Here is a 20,616-nt window from a genome sequence, read left to right as displayed (position 1 = left end):
ATCAACCTCCGGCAATCCAAGAATTTATAATCGTCTGCCCACAAGGCCAGTCGCAAACTCAGGCAACCGATTCTGGAAGCCTTTCCGCCCTGGAGCAAGCCATGCAAGACCTCGATCCCGTCGAAACCCAGGAATGGCTGGACGCCCTGGAATCGGTTCTCGACAAAGAAGGCGAAGACCGTGCTCACTACCTGATGACCCGTATGGGCGAACTCGCGACCCGCAGCGGCTCGCAACTGCCCTACGCCATCACCACGCCGTACCGCAACACGATTCCCGTCACCCACGAAGCACGCATGCCTGGCGACCTGTTCATGGAACGCCGCATTCGCTCGCTGGTACGTTGGAACGCGTTGGCCATGGTCATGCGTACGAACCTGAAAGATTCTGACCTGGGCGGTCACATCTCCAGCTTCGCCTCCAGCGCCACCCTGTATGACATCGGCTTCAACTACTTCTTCCAGGCCCCGACCGACGAACACGGCGGCGACCTGATCTACTTCCAGGGTCACGCATCGCCAGGCGTCTACGCCCGTGCGTTCATGGAAGGCCGCATCACCGAAGAGCAAATGAACAACTTCCGCCAGGAAGTGGATGGCAACGGCCTATCGTCCTATCCACACCCTTGGCTGATGCCTGACTTCTGGCAGTTCCCGACCGTTTCCATGGGTCTGGGTCCGATCCAGGCGATCTACCAGGCGCGCTTCATGAAATACCTGGAAGCCCGCGGCTTCATCCCGGCCGGCAAGCAGAAAGTCTGGTGCTTCATGGGCGACGGCGAGTGCGACGAGCCGGAATCCCTGGGCGCGATCTCCCTGGCCGGCCGCGAGAAGCTGGACAACCTGATCTTCGTCATCAACTGCAACCTGCAGCGCCTCGACGGCCCGGTTCGCGGCAACGGCAAGATCATCCAGGAACTCGAAGGCGTGTTCCGCGGTGCCCAGTGGAACGTCAACAAGGTGGTCTGGGGCCGTTTCTGGGACCCACTGCTGGCCAAGGACGTCGACGGCATCCTGCAACGCCGCATGGACGAAGTCATCGACGGCGAGTACCAGAACTACAAGGCCAAGGACGGCGCGTTCGTCCGTGAGCACTTCTTCAACACCCCTGAACTCAAGGCGATGGTTGCCGATCTGTCCGACGACGAGATCTGGAAGCTCAACCGTGGCGGCCACGACCCGTACAAGGTCTATGCGGCCTACCACGAGGCGGTCAACCACAAAGAACAACCGACCGTGATCCTGGCCAAGACCATCAAGGGTTATGGCACCGGCGCCGGCGAAGCGAAGAACACCGCGCACAACACCAAGAAAGTCGACGTTGAAAGCCTGCGTCTGTTCCGCGACCGCTTCGACATTCCGGTGAAGGACGACGACCTCGAAAACCTGCCGTTCTTCAAGCCTGAAGAAGGCAGCGCCGAAGCCCGCTACCTGAGCGAGCGTCGTGCTGCGCTGGGCGGTTTCGTGCCTCAGCGTCGCGCCAAGAGCTTCAGCATCCCGACTCCGCCACTGGATACCCTCAAGGCCATCCTCGACGGTTCCGGCGATCGCGAAATCTCCACCACCATGGCCTTCGTGCGGATCCTCGCGCAGCTGGTCAAGGACAAGGAAATCGGCCAGCGCATCGTGCCGATCATCCCGGACGAAGCCCGTACCTTCGGTATGGAAGGCATGTTCCGCCAGTTGGGCATCTACTCCTCCGTCGGCCAGCTCTACGAGCCAGTCGATAAAGACCAGGTGATGTTCTACCGCGAAGACAAGAAGGGCCAGATCCTCGAAGAAGGCATCAACGAAGCGGGCGCCATGAGCTCCTTCATCGCGGCCGGTACTTCGTACTCCAGCCACAACCAGCCGATGCTGCCGTTCTACATCTTCTATTCGATGTTCGGCTTCCAGCGTATTGGCGACCTGGCCTGGGCTGCCGGCGACAGCCGCACCCGCGGCTTCCTGATCGGCGGCACCGCCGGCCGTACCACCCTCAACGGTGAAGGCCTGCAGCACGAAGACGGTCACAGCCACATGCTGGCCGGGACCATCCCGAACTGCCGCACCTTTGATCCAACCTACGGCTACGAGCTGGCGGTGATCATCCAGGACGGCATGAAGAAGATGACCGAAGAGCAACAGGACGTCTTCTACTACATCACCGTGATGAACGAGTCCTACCAGCAGCCAGCCATGCCTGAAGGTGTCGAGGAAGGCATCATCAAGGGCATGTACCTGCTGGAAGAAGACACCCGCGAAGCCGCGCACCACGTGCAACTGATGGGCTCCGGCACCATCCTGCGCGAAGTCCGCGAAGCGGCGAAGATCCTGCGTGACGAGTTCAACGTCGCCGCCGACGTGTGGAGCGTGACCAGCTTCAACGAACTGCGTCGCGATGGCCTGGCCGTAGAGCGCAGCAACCGCCTGCACCCTGGCCAGAAGCCGAAGCTGAGCTACGTCGAAGAGTGCCTGAGCGGCCGCAAGGGTCCGGTCATTGCCTCTACCGACTACATGAAGCTGTTTGCCGAACAGATCCGCCAGTGGGTGCCGTCCAAGGAATTCAAAGTCCTGGGCACCGACGGTTTCGGCCGCAGCGACAGCCGCAAGAAACTGCGTCACTTCTTCGAAGTAGACCGTCACTTCGTGGTGTTGGCAGCCCTGGAAGCCTTGGCTGACCGTGGCGACATCGAACCCAAGGTCGTGGCTGAAGCCATTACCAAGTTCGGTATCGACCCGGAAAAACGCAACCCACTGGACTGCTGAGGAGACTTTCTGTGAGCGAACTCATTCGCGTACCTGACATCGGCAGCGGTGAAGGTGAAGTAATCGAACTGATGGTCAAGGTCGGCGATCGCATCGAAGCCGACCAGAGCATCCTGACCCTCGAGTCGGACAAGGCCAGCATGGAAATCCCTGCACCGAAGTCCGGCGTGGTCAAAAGCCTGAAAGTGAAGCTGGGCGACCGCCTGAAAGAAGGCGACGAACTGCTGGAGCTGGAAGTCGAGGGCGCCGCTGCTGCGGCCCCTGCCCCTGCCGCCGCTGCGCCAGCCCCTGCACAGCCAGCCGCTGCGCCTGCTGCTGCCGCTCCGGCTGCCGCACCGGCCAGCGCTTCGGTGCAACAGGTTCACGTGCCGGATATCGGCTCGTCGGGCAAGGCCCAGATCATCGAGATCCAGGTCAAGGTCGGCGACACCGTCGAGGCTGACCAGTCGCTGATCACCCTCGAATCCGACAAGGCCAGCATGGAAATCCCATCGCCGGCTGCCGGCGTGGTCGAGAGCATCAGCGTCAAGCTCAACGATGAAGTTGGCACGGGCGACCTGATCCTGGCCCTGAAAGTGGCCGGTGCCTCGGCGCCTGCCGCTGCCGCTGCCGCCCCGGCCCAGGCCGCCGCACCTGCGCCAGCCGCTGCACCCGCCGCCCCGGTGGCCGACAGCGTGCAGGACATCCACGTTCCGGATATCGGCTCGGCCGGCAAGGCCAAGATCATCGAAGTCCTGGTCAAGGCCGGCGACAGCGTGGTTGCCGACCAATCGCTGATCACCCTCGAATCCGACAAGGCCAGCATGGAAATCCCATCGCCAGCCGCCGGCATCGTGGAAAGCGTATCGATCAAGCTGGACGACGAAGTCGGCACCGGCGACCTGATCCTCAAGCTCAAGGTCAAGGGCGCCGCCCCGGCAGCCGCTCCGGCACCTGCCGCCGCCCCTGCCCCGGCGAAAGCTGAAGCTGCTCCTGCCGCCGCCGCGCCTGCCGCTGCAGCCCCGGTTGCCGCACCGGCCAAGCCTGGCGCGAAAGTTCACGCTGGCCCGGCCGTGCGTCAACTGGCCCGGGAATTCGGCGTCGAGTTGAGTGCCGTGAGCCCAAGCGGCCCACACGGTCGCATCCTCAAGGAAGACGTGCAGGTCTACGTCAAGGCGATGATGCAGAAGGCCAAGGAAGCACCGGCTGCCGGTGCAACCGGTGGCGCGGGCATCCCGCCGATCCCGGTCGTGGACTTCAGCCGCTTCGGTGAAATCGAAGAAGTGCCGATGACTCGCCTGATGCAGGCCGGCGCCGCCAACCTGCACCGCAGCTGGCTGAACGTGCCACACGTGACGCAGTTCGATTCGGCGGACATCACCGAACTGGAAGCCTTCCGCGTTGCCCAGAAGGCCGTGGCCGAGAAGGCCGGCGTCAAGCTGACCATCCTGCCGCTGCTGCTCAAGTCCTGCGCCCACCTGCTCAAGGAACTGCCTGACTTCAACAGCTCCCTGGCCCCAAGTGGCAAGGCGATCATCCGCAAGAAGTACGTGAACATCGGCTTCGCCGTGGACACCCCGGATGGCCTGCTGGTGCCGGTGATCAAGAACGTCGACCAGAAGAGCCTGCTGCAACTGGCCGCCGAGGCCGCTTCCCTGGCCGAAAAAGCCCGGACCAAGAAGCTCTCCGCGGACGAGATGCAAGGCGCCTGCTTCACCATCTCCAGCCTCGGGCACATTGGCGGCACCGGCTTCACGCCGATCGTCAACGCGCCGGAAGTGGCGATCCTCGGTGTGTCCAAGGCCACCATCCAGCCAGTCTGGGACGGCAAGGCCTTCCAGCCGAAGCTGATGCTGCCACTGTCCCTGTCCTACGATCACCGTGTGATCAACGGCGCGGCCGCCGCACGCTTCACCAAGCGTCTGAGCGACCTGCTGGCGGACATCCGCACCATTCTGCTGTAACCCGCGAACCGGCCCTCCCGACAAGGGCGGGCCGGTATCGCACGCTTTCCGAGCGCCACGCTCGTACCTCAACCCCGTCAATTTGGCGGGGCTTTTTTTTGCCGAAAAAACCTCACCATTGGCCCATCAATCCGTGAGGCAAAGGCCCAGAAAAGTAACTTTGCAGAAATACTTGTGCCTGCCGATACAGGTTTATAGCACTTAGCCTTCATCTTACTTGTCAGTCGATGCGCCATGATGCAACCTTGCCGCAGGCAACAGTAAAGAGGGCGTGAGCCCGGCGCGATCAGCAATTTCGAAGCGAGTTTCCCCATGAAAAGCCAACCCGATGCCGCCAGCCGTATGGCGGCCGAGGTAGTGACGCAGTTGCCCGTGCCCTCGCGGCTCGGCATGTTGCGTTTCGAACGGCTGAATGAAGCAAGCTGGGCGCTGCTATTTCTCGATCCCAATTGCGAACGCCAGTTCGGTCTGCCCGCCGTCGAACTCTGTGCCCTGGTGGGTTCGCCCTACGCCAGCCTGATGGAGCCCGAAGCGCGCTATCAACTGCACGACACCATCCAGGAACAGCTGAGCAGCAGCCCCCATTACCTGATCCGCTACACCCTGCACACCGGCCAGGGCCCCTTGAGCATCCTGGAGCTGGGGGAAGCCTACAAACAGCACAACCGGCACCTGCTGCGCGGCTACCTGCTGGTCGTCGACGGCCTATTCAGCGGTTCCGCGCCCCTGCCGACCCAGGACCTGGAAACCCAGAACACCAGGCTGCAGATCGCCCTGGAACTCAACCAGCGGGCCCAGCAGGAACAACTTCAGCACCTGGAACGGGTGCGTGCCCAGCAGGACCTGATTCTGCTGCTGACCCGCCAGCGCTACAGCAGCGGCAACTCCCTGAAGGAAGCCGCCGAACTGATCACCCGCTGCGCCTGTGATATCTACCAGATCGACTGTGCCAGCATCTGGAACCTGGAAGACCGGCAACTGGTGCCGATTGCCGCCTACCATCGCGGCCCGCAGGAATACCGCATGCCGGAGCCCATCGACGCCAGCAGCTTTCCCGATTATCTGGAAGCCCTGCACAGCTCCCGCGCCATCGATGCGCAGAACGCCATGCGTGACCCGCGCACCCGGGAGATGGCCGAGAGCCTGCGCCCGAGGGACGTCAACGCCATGCTCGACGCCAGCATCCGTATCGATGGCCAGGTGGTCGGCGTCCTCTGTCTGGAACAGACCGGCATGACCCGCGCCTGGCAGTCCGACGAAATCGCCTTCGCCGGCGAGCTGGCGGACCAGTTCGCCCAGGTCATCAACAATCACAACCGGCGTGCCGCCACCAGCGCCCTGCATCTGTTCCAGCGCGCCGTGGAACAGAGCGCCAACGCCTTCCTGCTGGTCAACTGCGACGGCGTGGTGGAGTACGTCAACCCGAGCTTCACCGCCATCACCCAGTACAGCACCGAAGAGGTTCATGGCCATCGCCTGTCCGAACTTCCGGCCCTGGAGAACCTCAGCGAACTGCTGTTCGATGCCCCATCCAGCCTGGCCAAGAGCAACAGCTGGCAAGGCGAGTTCAAGAGCCGGCGCAAGAACCTCGAGCCCTACTGGGGCCAGCTGTCGATATCCAAGGTCTACGGCGACAATCGCGAGCTGACCCACTACATCGGCATCTACGAAGACATCACCCAGACCAAGCTGGCCCAGCAGCGCATCGAGCGCCTGGCCTACACCGACAACCTGACCAACCTGGGCAACCGCCCCGCGTTCATCCGCAACCTGGATGAGCGTTTCGCCCGAGACAGCGATACCCCGATCAGCCTGCTGCTGGTGGATATCGACAACTTCAAGCGGATCAACGACAGCCTCGGCCACCAGACCGGCGACAAACTGCTGATCAGCCTGGCCCGGCGCCTGCGCAACAGCCTGAGCCCCAGCGGCAGTCTGGCGCGTTTTGCCAGCAACGAGTTCGCGGTACTGCTGGACAACACTGACCTGGAATCCGGCCAGCAGATCGCCAGCCAACTGCTGATGACCCTGGACAAGCCGATGTTCGTCGACAACCAGCTGATCAGCGTCACCGGCTCGGTGGGCCTGGCCAGTGCGCCGCTGCACGGCCGCGACCCCCAGACCCTGATGCGCAACGCCGGCCTGGCCCTGCACAAGGCCAAGGCCAACGGCAAGCACCAGGTGCAGGTGTTCACCGAAGCCCTCAACGCCGAGGCCAGCTACAAACTGTTCGTCGAGAACAACCTGCGTCGCGCCCTGACCCAGAACGAGCTGGACGTGTTCTACCAGCCCAAGCTGTGCCTGCGCAGCGGCCGCCTGCTGGGCATGGAAGCGCTGTTGCGCTGGAATCACCCGGAAAAGGGCATGATCCGTCCGGATCAGTTCATCAGCGTGGCGGAAGAAACCGGCCTGATCATCCCCATCGGCAAGTGGATCGCCCGTCAGGCCTGCCGCATGAGCAAACAGCTGACCGCCGCCGGCCTGGGCAACCTGCACGTGGCCATCAACCTGTCGCCCAAGCAGTTCTCCGACCCGGATCTGGTGGCCTCCATCGCCAGCATCCTCAGGGAAGAACAACTGCCGTCCTCACTGCTGGAGCTTGAGTTGACAGAGGGGCTGCTGCTGGAGGCCACCGAGGACACCCACCAGCAACTGGAACAGCTGAAAAAGCTTGGCCTGACCCTGGCCATGGACGACTTCGGCACCGGCTATTCGTCCTTGAGCTACCTGAAGAAATTCCCCATCGACATCATCAAGATCGATCGCAGCTTCATCCACGAGATCCCCGACAACCAGGACGACATGGAAATCACCTCGGCGGTGATCGCCATGGCCCACAACCTGAAGATCAAGGTGGTCGCCGAAGGCATCGAAACCGCCGAGCAGCTGGCGTTCCTGCGTCGCCATCGCTGCGACGTCGGCCAGGGCTATCTGTTCGATCGACCGATTCCCGGCACCGAGCTGATCGCCAAGCTCAAGCGCTATCCCCGCGGCCCAATTGCCTGACAGCGCTGTAACACTCGGGCAAACTGCGTGTCTGATTAATTACTCGATCCCACCCTGACTGAGAGGACTGATCATGGTTCTGCGCTCGGAAATTCTGGTGAAAAAAAACGTGCTACCTACCAAAGAACAAGCTCTGCCTGGCCGCGAAACCCCGATGACACTGCCTGAAAAGCACTTTGTCTTCGAAGACACCCCGCTGCTGGGTCCGTTCTTCCAGGACGTCGACTTCGCGATCTTCGGCCTGGGCTGCTTCTGGGGCGCCGAACGTCGCTTCTGGCAGCGCGAGGGCGTGGTCAGCACCGTGGTCGGTTACGCCGGCGGCTTCACGCCGAACCCGACATATGAAGAGGTCTGCTCGGGCTTAACCGGCCACACCGAAGTGGTACTGGTGGTGTATGACAAGGCCAAGGTCAGCTACAAAGAACTGCTGGCGATGTTCTGGGAACTGCACAACCCGACCCAGGGCATGCGCCAGGGCAATGACATCGGCACCCAGTACCGCTCGGTGATCTACACCACCAACCCGGCCCAGCTGGAGCAGGCGCTGCACAGCAGGGACGTGTTCCAGGCGGAGCTGACCAAGGCCGGCCTGGGCACCATCACCACGGAAATCGAAGAAGCGCCGACCGTGTACTTCGCCGAGGCTTACCACCAGCAGTACCTGGCGAAGAACCCTGAAGGCTACTGCGGGATCGGCGGCACCGGAGTGACTTGCCCCATTTGAAGCAGCTGCGAGCTGCAAGCCTCAAGCTGCAAGAGATTCATCGTCGACTTGAGGCTTGAGGCTTGAGGCTTGAGGCTTGTAGCTGCTACTCAGCTATGAGCCAGTCCATCTGCCAGCCACCCTGGGTCTGGCCGAGCTTCTTCGACAGCCAGGGCAGCAGCTCGCGCAGCTCCTCCTCCAGGCCCCAAGGCGGATTGGCAATCGCCAGGCCCGAGCCGTTGAGGCTGTTGGGCGTATCCAGCGGATGCACCAGCAACTCCACCCGCAGCAGTTTCGGCGCACCGGTGCCGGCCAGGTCCTGGTAGAAACGCCGCAGGGCGCGCTGGTCCTTGACCGGGTACCAGATGGCCGCCACGGTCTGGCGCATGCGGCCAATGGCTTCCTTGAGCGATGCCGCACAGCGCTGCATTTCGTCCAGCTGTTCAAAAGGCGGGTCGATCAGCATCACCGCGCGCTTCTCCGCCACCGGCAGCAAGGCCCGGGCCACATGCCAGCCTTCCCCCAGGTGCACCGCCACCCGCCGATCGCCCTTCATGTTGTCCTTGAGCAACAGGCCGTCTTCAGGGTGCTTCTCGTTGAGCAGCACCCGGTCCTGGGAGCGGGTCAGGCGCCGCGCCAGCTCCGGCGACCCCGGGTAGTAACGCAGCTCACCATCGGGGTTCATCTTGTGCAGCACCTGCATGTAGTCGGCGGTCAGCGCCGGCAGATCCTGTTCGCCCCACAAGCGGGCGATGCCTTCCAGGTACTCGCCGGTACGGCTCGCCTGATCGCCCTTGAGGTCATACAGACCGATGCCGGCGTGGCTGTCGAGGTAGGCGAACGGCTGCTCCTTGCGCGACATCAGGGCGATGAGGCGGGTCAGGGTCAGGTGTTTGAAGACGTCGGCGTGATTGCCGGCGTGGAAGGCGTGACGATAGTTCATGGTTGCTCCTGCGCAGGAGCGCAAGTTTACCTTGTGTGCAGCCTGTCGTCAGTTCACGACAGGCCCGTACCCGGCGCAGTCGACGACGGGTACGGGGGAGTGGCTCAGGCGAACTCGTGGCTGACCTCGGACCACAGGCTGACCCGCCGTCCCGAGGATTCGAAGACCTCGATCTCGCGCTTGATTCCGCCGCTGTCCTTCCAGCCAGGCAGGTCGAGCACGATCAGCTCCTCCATCATCGCCATGTACAGCGCATCCACCGGGGCCCAGAGCTTGCCGATGGCGGCGTTGTCCTTGCCTTCCAGGCACAGGTTGATGGGGTGGGACATGCTCACCTGGCTGAACACGGCATGCCCGGCTTCCAGTATCTGCGCCGCCACCTGGTTGCACTTGAGAAAACGCTCATTGATGACGGCCGGCTCGGAGTGACTGTAGGGGCAGGCGAGGAAAATCTTGCGCATCGTGACCTCGAAATCATGGGGAGGTGGAGCGGGCCATTCAGGCCCGCGCGGGTTGCAGGGCAAAGGCCGCGGCCTGTTCCTGCTCTTGTTGCTCATAACGCTGGGCGGCCGGCACCGAGATACGAATGGCGATCGCCACCGCCAGCAGGCCGCCGAACAGTTTGCCGAACAGAATCGGCAGGATCAGGCTTGGCTGGAAGTTAGCGGTGAACGCCAGGTGGTCGCCGATCAGCGCCTGGGCACAGACCCCGAGGGCCACGCACAGCACCTTGTCGCGGGCAGTCATGTGCTTGAACAGGTGGTAGGTGGCGATGATGTTGGCGAACACCATGACAAAGCCCGCCGCACCGGTGCTCGACAGGTTCAGTTGGCGCCCCAGCAGTTCCATGGGCTTCTTGCAGTAGCGCTGGAACAGGTAGCAGATGGGGAAGGTGCCAGCGAGCATGATGCCGATGTAGCCAGCGATCTCGATGGCCCGGAACAGCTCCTTCTCGTCGGCAAACATCGGGTCGAAGCCCCAGCCGCCGAAGTTGATGCTGAAGAACTTGGTGAAGTGCTCGACGATGCTCAGCGCCAGGATCAGCTTGATCGCCGCGTCCATGATCTTGCCGAACACCAGGAAGCCCTTGACCATCATCTGCGGCCGGTAGCGCAGCCCCGCCGCCAGCAGGAAGCAGAACACGAACAGCGGCGCCAGCAGCTTGAGCATGTCGACCAAGCCCAGGGACAGGTAATACAGCGCCTCGGAGTTGGTGGAAACGATGTCCCGCACCGGCAGCTGGGTCGCTGTGATGATCAACAGCGACATCAATACCGCGAAGGGAATGCTGATCAGCCCGGCCATGGCGCCCAGGGCCAGGTACTTGTGGTCCTTGCGTTCGAGCATCGTCAGGCCCACCGGGATCAGGTAGACGATGGTCGCCCCCGAGGTGTAGCCCACCAGCATCGCGGTGATCCACAGATCACGGTTGGCGGTCAGCGCATTGGCCAACTGGTAGCCGCCCATGTCCACGGCGATGATCGACAGCGCCGCAATCGACACATCCGACCCCAGGGCGTTGAAAAACGGTCCCAACGCATGGGAAATGCCCTGCGACAGGTAGGGAATCGCCACCATGATCCCGGCCTGGGCCAGGAACACCGGGCCGATGGAGTGGATACCGTTGACGAACTCCTTACCCAGGCCACTCTCGGGCTTGATGATGGATGACAAGGCGCCGATCACGGCGCCCAGCATGATCAGGTAAATGACGTAGTTTCCAAATTCAGCCATGTGGGTTCATCTCTCTGAGCGTCATTTATAGGGTTCCCCCACCGGGGAAGTTCTTGTTGAGGCCAGCACGGGTTACCCATCGCACAGGTGGCGATGGAGCAGGTGAGGAAACACAGGGCATATCCCGTGCCACAATGTGTATTAGTTGTGGTTTTTACAGACAAACAACCAAATATCGGTCACAAAAAGCGCCCAGTGTTGCCCCGATAGGCCGACAGCCCTATTGAAACCTCATGACTGCTGAGCATTGTGAAACGTGCAAGTAAATGCTTAACTTTTCCAGCGAACTTGACCGAATACGCACATTTCTGAGTCATGAGTGTGCCTAAGTAACAAAAAATGCCCATTTGTGTGGCGAAGTACCACTAACGGAAAACACCATGCGCCCCAACGAACGACGACAGCACATTCTCGAACTCCTGCGCCAGCGCGAGCGGATCTCCGTGGAAGAGCTGGCGCGCATCACCGCCACCTCCCAGGAAACCATCCGCCGCGACCTCAGCGAACTGGCGGAAAGCGGCCTGGTCACCAAGTTCCACGGCGGTGCGGCGCTACCACCGACCGGCGAGCACGAAAACACCTTCCAGACCCGCATGAACGAACATGCGGTAGAGAAACGCGCCCTCGCCCGCTACGCCGCCGGCCTGTTCTGCGCCGGTGACAGCATCTTCATCGATACCGGCACCACCACCCTGTTCTTCGCTCGCGAACTGGCGCAGCACACGCGCCTGACGGTCATCACCAACTCCCTGCCGATCGCCGGCTGCATTGGCGAATCGGGCAACCGGGTGTTCATGATCGGTGGCGAATATCGCCCCGACTCGACCCAGAACGTCGGCACCCTGGCCCTGGAGCAGATCACCCGCTTCAACGCCGAGCATGCCGTGATCACCATCGGTGCACTGAATGAAGACGGCGCCATGGATTTCTCCATCGAAGAAGCCGAAGTGGCCCGCGCGATGATTGCCCAGGCCCGCCAACTGACGGTCATCGCCGACTCATCGAAGCTGGAACGCCGTGGCCTGTTCAAGGTATTCCCGCTGGAGCGCATCGACCGCCTGGTGATCGATCGCCAGCCCGGTGCCGAGCTGCTGGCCGCACTGGAGAAGGCCGGCGTGGACGTGCATGTCGTGGCACAGCCCTGAGCCCCGGGCTATTGCAGGAAATAGTTTTCCACAGCAAAAACCACAGTATATCGACCGATAAATGACCGAATAGAAAATAAAAACAACAAATATGGCGCGCATTATGCTTTGATTCCTGCACAGATCCTTGGGTGTTACCGCAGGAAACAGGCATTTATATGACCGAACTTTATCCGAACAATGTGACTTTCGATGTGGCCGTCGTCGGTGGCGGGGTCGTCGGTTGCGCCATGGCCCGGCGCTTTGCCCTGGAAGGCGCACGGGTGGTGCTGCTGGAAAAGGGCAGCGACATTCTTTCCGGCGCCAGCAAGGCCAACAGCGCCATCCTGCACACCGGCTTCGATGCCCCCAGTGACAGCCTGGAATTGCAGTGCATGCAGGCCGGCTACCAGGAATACCTGGAAATTCACTCGACGATGAACCTGCCGCTGCTCAAGTGCGGGGCACTGGTGGTGGCCTGGAACGCCGAGGACCAGGCCAAGCTGCCGGGGATCCTCGCCCAGGCCCAGGCCAATGGGGTCGACAATGCGCGCCTGTTGGAACGCAGCGAGATCCTCGCCCTTGAACCGCATCTGGCCAATCACGCCGTGGGCGCAGTGCTGGTGCCCGACGAACACCTGATCGACCCCTGGTCCGCGCCCCTGGGCTACCTGCAACAGGCCATGGCCCACGGTGCCCGGGTGCAGTTGCAGTGCGAGGTGCAGCAAGGCCAGTTCGACGGTGACGCCTGGACCCTGCATACCAACCAGGGCACCTTGCGCAGCGCCCAGGTGATCAACTGCGCCGGGCTGTTCGGCGACACCCTGGAGCACAACCTGCTGGGCCACAGCGAATTTCGCATCATGCCGCGCAAGGGCCAGTTCGTGGTCTTCGACAAGGCCGCGACCAAACTGCTGGAGCGCATCGTCCTGCCGGTGCCCAACGAACGCACCAAGGGCATCGTTCTGACCCGCACCGTCTACGGCAACCTGCTGGTGGGGCCCACCGCCGAAGAACAGGAAGACCGGGTGCATGCCGGGCTCGACGGCCCGACCCTGCAAAGCCTGATCGACGCCGCCGTGGAGCGGATTCCCGCCCTCGCGGGGATGCCGGTCACCGCCACCTACGCCGGGCTGCGCCCCGCCAGCGAAAAGAAGGAATACCGGATCCAGGCCGACCACTCCCGGCACTGGATCACCGTCGGCGGCATCCGCTCCACCGGGCTCACCGCCGCCCTGGGCATTGCCCGGCACGTCTATGGCCTGTACAGCCAGCGCCGCCAGCACCATCCGGTGCGGGAGCCGGTCTGGCCGCAGATGCCCAACCTCGCGGAGCACTTGCCCCGTGACTGGCAACGCCCCGGCTATGGCGAAATCGTCTGCCATTGCGAACTGGTGACCCGTCGCGAAATCGAGAGCGCCTTGCACAGCCCCCTGCCCCCTGGCGATCTGGGCGGGCTCAAACGTCGCACCCGCGCCTGCATGGGACGCTGCCAGGGTTTCTATTGCTCGGCCCAGGTCGCCGAACTCAGTGCCAGCCAGCTGGCCGTCCCACTTGCCACAGGTCGTTGCCATGAACAGCACTGAACTTCTTCAGGCCGAAGCGGCCATTATCGGCAGCGGCCCGGCGGGCCTCGCGGCAGCCATTGAACTGCGGCGCCAGGGCATCGGCCCGGTGATTGTCATCGAGCGTGAAAGCGAGGCCGGCGGCATTCCCCGGCACTGCGCTCACCCGCCCTTCGGCATGGGTGAATACCAGCGTGTTCTCAGTGGCCCGGCCTACGCTCGGCGCAATGTCGAGGCCGCGTTGCAGGCCGGCGTGGTCGTGCTGCTGCGCCACACCGTGGTCAGCCTGGAACCCGGCGGCCTGTTGCGCCTGGCCAGCCCCGACGGGCCGCGGCAGATCCAGGCACAAAAGGTCCTGATCGCCACCGGCGCCCGGGAAACCCCACGCTCGGCACGCCTGCTGTCCGGCGACCGCCCGGTGGGCGTGATCAACACCGGAGCGTTGCAGAACTTCCTTTATATGCAGCACCTCAAGCCCTTTGAGCGGCCGCTGATCGTCGGCACCGAGCTGGTCAGCCTGTCCGCCGTGCTCAGTTGCCGGCGCGCCGGAATCCGCCCGGTGGCGGTGCTCGAAGCCAACACCCGGGCAACCGCACGCTGGCCGCTGTCGCTGTTTCCACGCTTGCTGGGCATCCCCATGCATTTCGGCGCGCAACTGCTGGCAATCAATGGCACCGGCCGGGTGGAATCGGCCCAGGTGCGCCTGGCCGACGGTCAGCTGCGCGAGATTGCCTGCGACGGCGTGCTGCTCACGGGCCAGTTCACCCCGGAATCGAGCCTGGTGCGCCAGAGCCACCTGCAACTGGACAGCGGTAGCGGCGGGCCGAAGATCGACCAGTACGGGCGCTGCTCGGACCCGGCCTACTTCGCCGCCGGCAACCTGCTGCGGCCGATCGAGACCGCCGGCTGGTCGTACCGTGAAGGGCGGCGCATCGGCAGCCTGATGGCCCTGGCCCTGTGCGGCCAACTACCCGCCCCGCATGACGCGCTGACCCTGAAATACGCAGAGCCGATCAAGCTCGGCGTACCGAGCAGGCTGGTGCGCGGCGAGCTTGCGGGCCTGCGGCACATCCAACTGCGGGTCAGCCGGGCGGTCAGTGGCACCTTGCGGGTCCGCGCCCAGGGCCTGGACCTCTGGAGCCGCCCGGTCTCGGCACTGCCGGAACGGCGCCTGCTGATTCCCCTCAAGGAACTGCAACTGCCGGAACACCTCGACCAACTGGACATCTGCATCGACTAGGCCCGTCCCACAACAAGAGAAAAGACCATGCGAATAGCCGCACTTGACCAGGGCACCACCAGCACCCGCGTACTGGTCGTGGACATGCAAGGCCGTGCCGACATCCAACTGGCGCTGCGCCACCAGCAGCACCACCCGCGTCCGGGCTGGGTCGAGCACGACCCGCTGGAACTGCTGGCCAACCTGCAACGCTGCCTGGAAGCCACCGGCCGGGTCGACGCCATCGGCCTGGCCAACCAGGGTGAAAGCTGCCTGGCCTGGGACGCCATCAGTGGCGCACCGCTGTCCCCGGTGATCGTCTGGCAGGACAACCGCAGCGCCGCACGCATCGAAGAACTGCGGGCCAATGGCGCCGAAGCCCTGACCCTGGAACGCGCCGGGCTGCCCCTGGACGCCTATTTTTCCGCCAGCAAGCTGGCCTGGATCGTGGAAAACCTGCCAGAGGCGCAAGCAGCCCTGAGCGCCGGCCGCCTGCGCCTGGGCACCACCGATGCCTACTTCCTCGACCGCCTGGCCGGGGTCTATGCCACCGACATCACCACCGCCTCGCGCACCTCGCTGATGAACCTCGCCAGCGGCCAGTGGGACCCGGAACTCTGCGCACTGTTTGGCGTGCCCTTGCAGGCCCTGCCGCAAATCCGCGCCACGGTCGGCGACTTCGGGCGCATCGGCCAGACCCCCATCAGCGCTTCGGTGGTTGACCAGCAAGCCTCGCTCTACGGCCACGGCTGCCGCAAACCGGGGGATGCCAAGATCACCTTCGGCACCGGCGCCTTTGCCCTGACGGTCACGGGCGAGCAGATCATCCGCGCCCCGGAAAAAGGCCTGCTGGCCACCGTCGCCTGGCAGGCCGACGGCCAACCGGTGTATGCCATGGACGGTGGCGTCTATGACGCCAGCGCCGCGGTGGAGTGGGCCGGGCGGCTGGGGCTGTTCAGTGATTTTTCGGAGCTGGCTGCCTTTGACCAGCCTCCGGCGATCTCCCGTGAGCTGGCCTTCGTCCCGGCCTTGTCCGGGCTCGCCTGCCCGCACTGGGACCGCAGTGCCGGGGCGGTGTGGATCGGCATGAACGCCGCCACCAGCCGCCAGGACCTGTGCCAGGCGGTACTGGAAGGCGTGGCCCTGCGCAGCGCCGAAGTCATCACCGCGATGGACGATCACCTCAGCGTCACCGACCAGCTATCGATCGACGGCGGGCTGGCCCGCAGCCCGTACTTCGCCCAGTTTCTCGCCGACATCCTGCAGCGCACCATCGTCACCCAGCGCTTCGACGAACTCACCGCCCTGGGCTGCGCCGCCCTGGCTGCCCGCGGCCTGGGCCTGGAGCTGCCCGAGCTGGACAACACCCGCACCGACTACCACCCGCGCATCGACCGGGCCACGGCAGACGCCTGGCGCCGCACCTTCAGCGCCGCGGTCAAGCGCTCCCAAGGCTGGTCACAGCCACGCTGAAACGCTCCAGTGGCCAAGGATGGCCGCCACTCTCGCGGAACGCCTGCGCTCCCCTTGCCGATCCGCCACGCCTATTGGACACTGACGCGCCCGCCCGCCACCGAGCGGCGGGCACATCAAGCGGTTGCTGGCGACTCAGACACACGGGACCACTGACTGCTGCGCGGGCACACGACCTGCCTGGCTGTGCTCATAAACGGATTGCTACTGAGTCGAGGATTTATGAAAGACGCAACGATTGCGCTGCACCATGGATTCAAGTCGGACCCGACCACCAAGGCCGTGGCCGTGCCCATCTACCAGAACGTCGCCTTCGAGTTCGACAACGCCCAGCACGGTGCCGACCTGTTCAACCTGGATGTGCCCGGCAACATCTATACCCGCATCATGAACCCCACCAACGATGTGCTGGAGCAGCGCATGGCCGCTCTGGAAGGCGGGATCGCCGGGCTGGCGGTGGCCGCCGGCAGCGCCGCGATCCACTACGCGATCCAGACCCTGACCCAGGCCGGCGACAACGTTGTTTCCACCCCGCAGCTGTATGGCGGCACCTACACCCTGTTCGCCCACCTGCTGCCCAGCTTCGGCGTCGAAGTGCGTTTCGCCCGGGACGATTCGCCAGAGGCCATCGCCGAGCTGATCGACGACAAGACCAAGCTGGTGTACTGCGAGAGCATCGGCAACCCGGCGGGCAACATCGTCGACATCGAGGGACTGGCCCAGGCCGCCCACGCCCGCAACGTGCCGCTGATGGTGGACAACACCGTGGCCACGCCGATCCTGTGCAAGCCGATCCAGTTCGGCGCCGACATCGTGGTGCACTCGGTGACCAAGTACGTCGGCGGCCATGGCAACTCCCTGGGCGGGGTGATCGTCGACAGCGGCAACTTCCCCTGGGCCGAGCATCCGCAGAAATTCGCCAGCCTCAATACCCCGGAGCCGGCCTACCACGGTGTGGTCTACACCGAAAAATTTCGGCCCGGCGGCCTTTATCGCCCGGGCCCGCACCGTGCCGCTGCGCAACACCGGCGCGGCGCTGGCGCCGATGAACGCCTTCCTCCTGCTGCAAGGCCTGGAAACCCTGGCCCTGCGCATGGAGCGCCACACCGACAACGCCATCAAGGTCGCGCAGTTCCTCAAGGATCACCCGCTGGTGGCCTGGGTCAGCTACGCCGGCCTGCCCGATCACCCGCACCATGAACTGGCGCGCAAGTACATGCAGGGCAAGCCGTCGGCGATCCTGTCCTTCGGTCTCAAGGGCGGCTACGCCGCGGGCGTGCGCTTCTACGACGCCCTGCAGATCTTCAAGCGCCTGGTGAACATCGGCGACGCCAAGTCCCTGGCCTGCCACCCGGCCTCCACCACCCACCGGCAGATGAACGAAGAAGAGCAGGCCAAGGCCGGGGTCAAACCGGAGATGATCCGTCTCTCGGTGGGCATCGAAGCCATCGAAGACCTGCTCGAGGACCTCGATCAGGCGCTGCGCCAGGCCTGACCCCGCAAGGCCCGCCGCCCGAGGGTGGCGGGCCCGTGTCCCAAGCATTGAGCAACCCGCGTCGGCACCGGCGCGCCCTCCCCACCGACAGCCCCCAGGAACCTCTCTTACCCGCAAAGGACTCAACCATGATTGTGCGTTACGTAAAGATCACCATGACCCTGGCTGTCGCGGCCTTCGCGCTGCTGGTGGCCTACAACAACATCAGCGACTACGGCTCCAACTTTGCCTTTGTCCAGCATGTACTGAGCATGGACAGCGTGTTCCCCGACAACACCGCCACCGACCGCGCCGTGACCCTGCCGCTGCTGTGGAACCTCGGTTACTGGCTGATCATCGGCGGCGAAGCCCTGACCGGTGTGCTGCTGGTCGTCGGCGCGCTGCGCCTGTGGCTGGCACGGCACGGCGTGGCCAGCTACTTCAACCGCTCCAAGGGCTGGGCCATTGCCGGCTTCTGCCTGGGCTTCTGCGTCTGGTTCTTCGGCTTCATGGTGGTGGGCGGCGAGTGGTTCATGATGTGGCAATCCAAGGTCTGGAACGGCCAGGACGCCGCCTTCAAGTTCTACATGGCGATCCTTGGCGTGTTGATCTTCCTCAACCAGCCGGACGCAGAACTGCACTAACCCTGCCGCCGCCGAGCCTGCAAGGCCTTGCCTGGCGATCCCCTGTCGGAGCTCATCGGCCTTGAGAGCGCCACGTCCCTTCGGGCCGTTCGCAGCCTGCGGCAGCGGCTACACCAATCTCGGATAGGCATTGGTTGTAGCCGCTGCCGAGCCATGGCGAGGCTGCGCAAAGGCCTGCAAGGCCTTGCCTGGCGATCCCCTGTCGGAGCTCATCGGCCGTGAGAGCGCCGCGTCCCTTCGGGCCGTTCGCAGCCTGCGGCAGCGGCTACACCAATCTCGGATCGGCATTGGTTGTAGCCGCTGCCGAGCCATGGCAAGGCCTTGCCTGGCGATTGCCAGACGAGCCTTGGCGTTCTTCAGAGCGCCGCCACCGCTGCGCCGGAATGCCGCCCATCAGGTTCGCAGCCTGCGGCAGCCGCTAGCCGAACCGCAAAAAAAACGGCCCGCTGCGATAACGCAGCGGGCCGTTGTTCAGCGCCCTGGAGAATCAGGGCCTGGCCTTCGTACTCAGTGGTTGAGCTTGAAATCCTTCTCGGCCGCTTCGAAACGCTGAACCATGCCAGCGGTCGGCGCGCCCATCTTGCTCACCAGCAGGATCGCCAGGCTGGCGAAGATGAAGCCCGGGATGATTTCGTACAGGCCCAGCAGAGCGAAGTGCTTCCACAGGATCACGGTGACGGCACCGACGATGATCCCGGCCAGCGCGCCGTCGCGGGTCATGCCTTTCCACATCACCGAGATCAGCACCACAGGACCGAAGGCGGCGCCGAAACCGGCCCAGGCATAGCTCACCAGGCCCAGTACGCGGTTTTCCGGGTTGGCCGCCATGGCGATGGCGATCAGCGCCACCACCAGCACCATGGCGCGACCGACCCATACCAGTTCCAGCTGCGAGGCGTGCTTGCGCAGGAAGGCCTTGTAGAAGTCTTCGGTCAGGGCACTGGAGCACACCAGCAACTGGCAGCTCAGGGTACTCATTACCGCCGCCAGGATGGCCGACAGCAGCACACCGGCAACCCACGGGTTGAACAGCAGCTTGGCCAGTTCGATGAACACCCGCTCAGGGTTTTCGCTCACAGGGCCGGCCACGTCCGGATGCGCCGAGAAGTAGGCGATGCCGAAGAAGCCCACGGCCACGGTGCCACCCAGGCACAGGATCATCCAGGTCATGGAGATGCGACGAGCGTTGGCGATCGATTTCACCGAGTCCGCCGCCATGAAGCGCGCCAGGATGTGCGGCTGACCGAAGTAGCCCAGGCCCCAGCCCATCAGCGAGATCACGCCGATGAAGGTGGTGTTCTTGAGCATGTCGAAGTTGGTCGGGTCCTGAGCCTCGATGGCCAGGAAGGTGGTGTCGACGCCACCGGTGGCCAGCAGCACGATGATCGGGGTCAGCAGCAGGGCGAAGATCATCAGGGTGGCTTGTACGGTATCTGTCCAGCTCACTGCCAGGAAACCACCGACAAAGGTGTAGGCAATGGTCGCGGCCGCGCCGGCCCACAGGGCTGTCTCGTAAGGCATGCCGAAGGTGCTTTCGAACAGACGGGCGCCGGCAACGATGCCCGAGGCGCAATAGATGGTGAAGAACACCAGGATCACCACCGCAGAGATGATCCGCAGCAGGCCGCTCTTGTCTTCGAAACGGCTGGAGAAGTAGTCCGGCAGGGTCAGGGCATCGCCGTTGTGCTCGGTCTGTACCCGCAGGCGACCGGCCACGAACAGCCAGTTCAGGTAGGCACCGACGATCAGGCCGATGGCGATCCAGCTTTCCGACAGACCGGACATGTAGATGGCGCCCGGCAGGCCCATCAGCAACCAGCCACTCATGTCGGAAGCACCGGCGGAAAGCGCAGTCACCACGCTGCCCAGGCTACGGCCGCCCAGAATGTAGTCGGAAAGGTTGTTGGTGGAGCGATAGGCCATGAAGCCGATCAGCACCATTGCTGCGATGTAGATCACGAAGGTGATCAGGGTGGGATTGCTTGCACTCATTGAGTTACGCCCTGGCTTTGTTTTTATGGTGCGGCGGTCACTGCCCGCC

At 63.7% G+C, this 20,616-nt stretch carries 13 protein-coding genes and 1 pseudogene; 10 read left to right on the top strand and 4 right to left on the bottom strand.

What is annotated here, in order from left to right; translation table 11 throughout:
* The first annotated feature begins 101 nt into the window (after positions 1-101).
* The 4 genes from aceE to msrA all read left to right on the top strand — a co-directional run bounded on the left by aceE (position 102) and on the right by msrA (position 8,420).
* On the top strand, positions 102-2,747 hold the full coding sequence (gene aceE, locus POS17_RS02500) for a pyruvate dehydrogenase (acetyl-transferring), homodimeric type (protein ID WP_060837216.1): 2,646 nt from the start codon (positions 102-104) through the stop codon (positions 2,745-2,747).
* An 11-nt stretch (positions 2,748-2,758) separates the two neighbouring features.
* Positions 2,759-4,690, top strand: a complete 1,932-nt coding sequence (gene aceF / locus POS17_RS02495; RefSeq protein ID WP_060837215.1) for a dihydrolipoyllysine-residue acetyltransferase — start codon at positions 2,759-2,761, stop codon at positions 4,688-4,690.
* Between the two features lie 312 nt (positions 4,691-5,002).
* Positions 5,003-7,696, top strand: a complete 2,694-nt coding sequence (locus tag POS17_RS02490; protein ID WP_060837214.1) for a sensor domain-containing phosphodiesterase — start codon at positions 5,003-5,005, stop codon at positions 7,694-7,696.
* A gap of 73 nt (positions 7,697-7,769) precedes the next feature.
* Positions 7,770-8,420 (top strand): peptide-methionine (S)-S-oxide reductase MsrA, encoded by a 651-nt coding sequence (gene msrA, locus POS17_RS02485; protein ID WP_060837213.1) that lies wholly within the window; start codon positions 7,770-7,772, stop codon positions 8,418-8,420.
* A gap of 85 nt (positions 8,421-8,505) precedes the next feature.
* Here the strand turns inward: msrA and POS17_RS02480 are convergent, their stop codons facing one another.
* The 3 genes from POS17_RS02480 to eutH form a co-directional block, all read right to left on the bottom strand.
* Complete coding sequence (locus POS17_RS02480; RefSeq protein WP_060837212.1) at positions 8,506-9,342, bottom strand: 23S rRNA (adenine(2030)-N(6))-methyltransferase RlmJ; 837 nt, start codon at positions 9,340-9,342, stop codon at positions 8,506-8,508.
* A 104-nt stretch (positions 9,343-9,446) separates the two neighbouring features.
* Positions 9,447-9,803 carry a DUF1937 family protein gene (locus POS17_RS02475; protein WP_060837211.1) on the bottom strand — a complete coding sequence of 119 codons (357 nt, stop codon included), beginning with the start codon at positions 9,801-9,803 and terminating at the stop codon, positions 9,447-9,449.
* 37 nt (positions 9,804-9,840) lie between these two features.
* Positions 9,841-11,076 (bottom strand): ethanolamine utilization protein EutH, encoded by a 1,236-nt coding sequence (eutH, locus tag POS17_RS02470; protein ID WP_060837210.1) that lies wholly within the window; start codon positions 11,074-11,076, stop codon positions 9,841-9,843.
* Between the two features lie 380 nt (positions 11,077-11,456).
* Here eutH and POS17_RS02465 point away from each other — a divergent pair, with 380 nt between their 5' ends.
* The 6 genes and pseudogenes from POS17_RS02465 (at position 11,457) to POS17_RS02440 (ending at position 18,575) form a co-directional block, all read left to right on the top strand.
* The gene (locus POS17_RS02465; RefSeq protein ID WP_060837209.1) at positions 11,457-12,221 is read left to right on the top strand and encodes a DeoR/GlpR family DNA-binding transcription regulator; all 765 of its coding nucleotides are present in this window, start codon (positions 11,457-11,459) and stop codon (positions 12,219-12,221) included.
* A 158-nt stretch (positions 12,222-12,379) separates the two neighbouring features.
* A complete protein-coding gene (locus POS17_RS02460) occupies positions 12,380-13,786 on the top strand; it encodes an NAD(P)/FAD-dependent oxidoreductase (protein ID WP_060837208.1) in 1,407 nt (468 codons plus the stop codon).
* Complete coding sequence (locus POS17_RS02455; RefSeq protein WP_060837207.1) at positions 13,773-15,005, top strand: NAD(P)/FAD-dependent oxidoreductase; 1,233 nt, start codon at positions 13,773-13,775, stop codon at positions 15,003-15,005. Before POS17_RS02460 ends, POS17_RS02455 begins: the two co-directional genes overlap by 14 nt.
* A 27-nt stretch (positions 15,006-15,032) precedes the next feature.
* Positions 15,033-16,457: a glycerol kinase gene (locus POS17_RS02450; RefSeq protein WP_060837206.1), complete on the top strand. Its 1,425-nt coding sequence runs from the start codon at positions 15,033-15,035 to the stop codon at positions 16,455-16,457.
* A gap of 222 nt (positions 16,458-16,679) precedes the next feature.
* Positions 16,680-17,952: pseudogene (locus POS17_RS02445) on the top strand (O-acetylhomoserine aminocarboxypropyltransferase/cysteine synthase family protein).
* A gap of 128 nt (positions 17,953-18,080) precedes the next feature.
* Positions 18,081-18,575 (top strand): DUF2165 family protein, encoded by a 495-nt coding sequence (locus tag POS17_RS02440; protein ID WP_060837205.1) that lies wholly within the window; start codon positions 18,081-18,083, stop codon positions 18,573-18,575.
* Positions 18,576-19,082: 507 nt separating this feature from the next.
* Here the strand turns inward: POS17_RS02440 and putP are convergent.
* The gene (gene putP / locus POS17_RS02435) at positions 19,083-20,567 is read right to left on the bottom strand and encodes a sodium/proline symporter PutP (RefSeq protein ID WP_060837204.1); all 1,485 of its coding nucleotides are present in this window, start codon (positions 20,565-20,567) and stop codon (positions 19,083-19,085) included.
* Positions 20,568-20,616: the final 49 nt, after the last annotated feature.

The organism is Pseudomonas sp. Os17 (genome assembly GCF_001547895.1).
Classification (GTDB): Bacteria; Pseudomonadota; Gammaproteobacteria; order Pseudomonadales; family Pseudomonadaceae; genus Aquipseudomonas.
The sequence above is the reverse complement of the archived record's forward strand: the minus strand, read 5'-3'. Positions and strand labels throughout refer to the sequence as shown.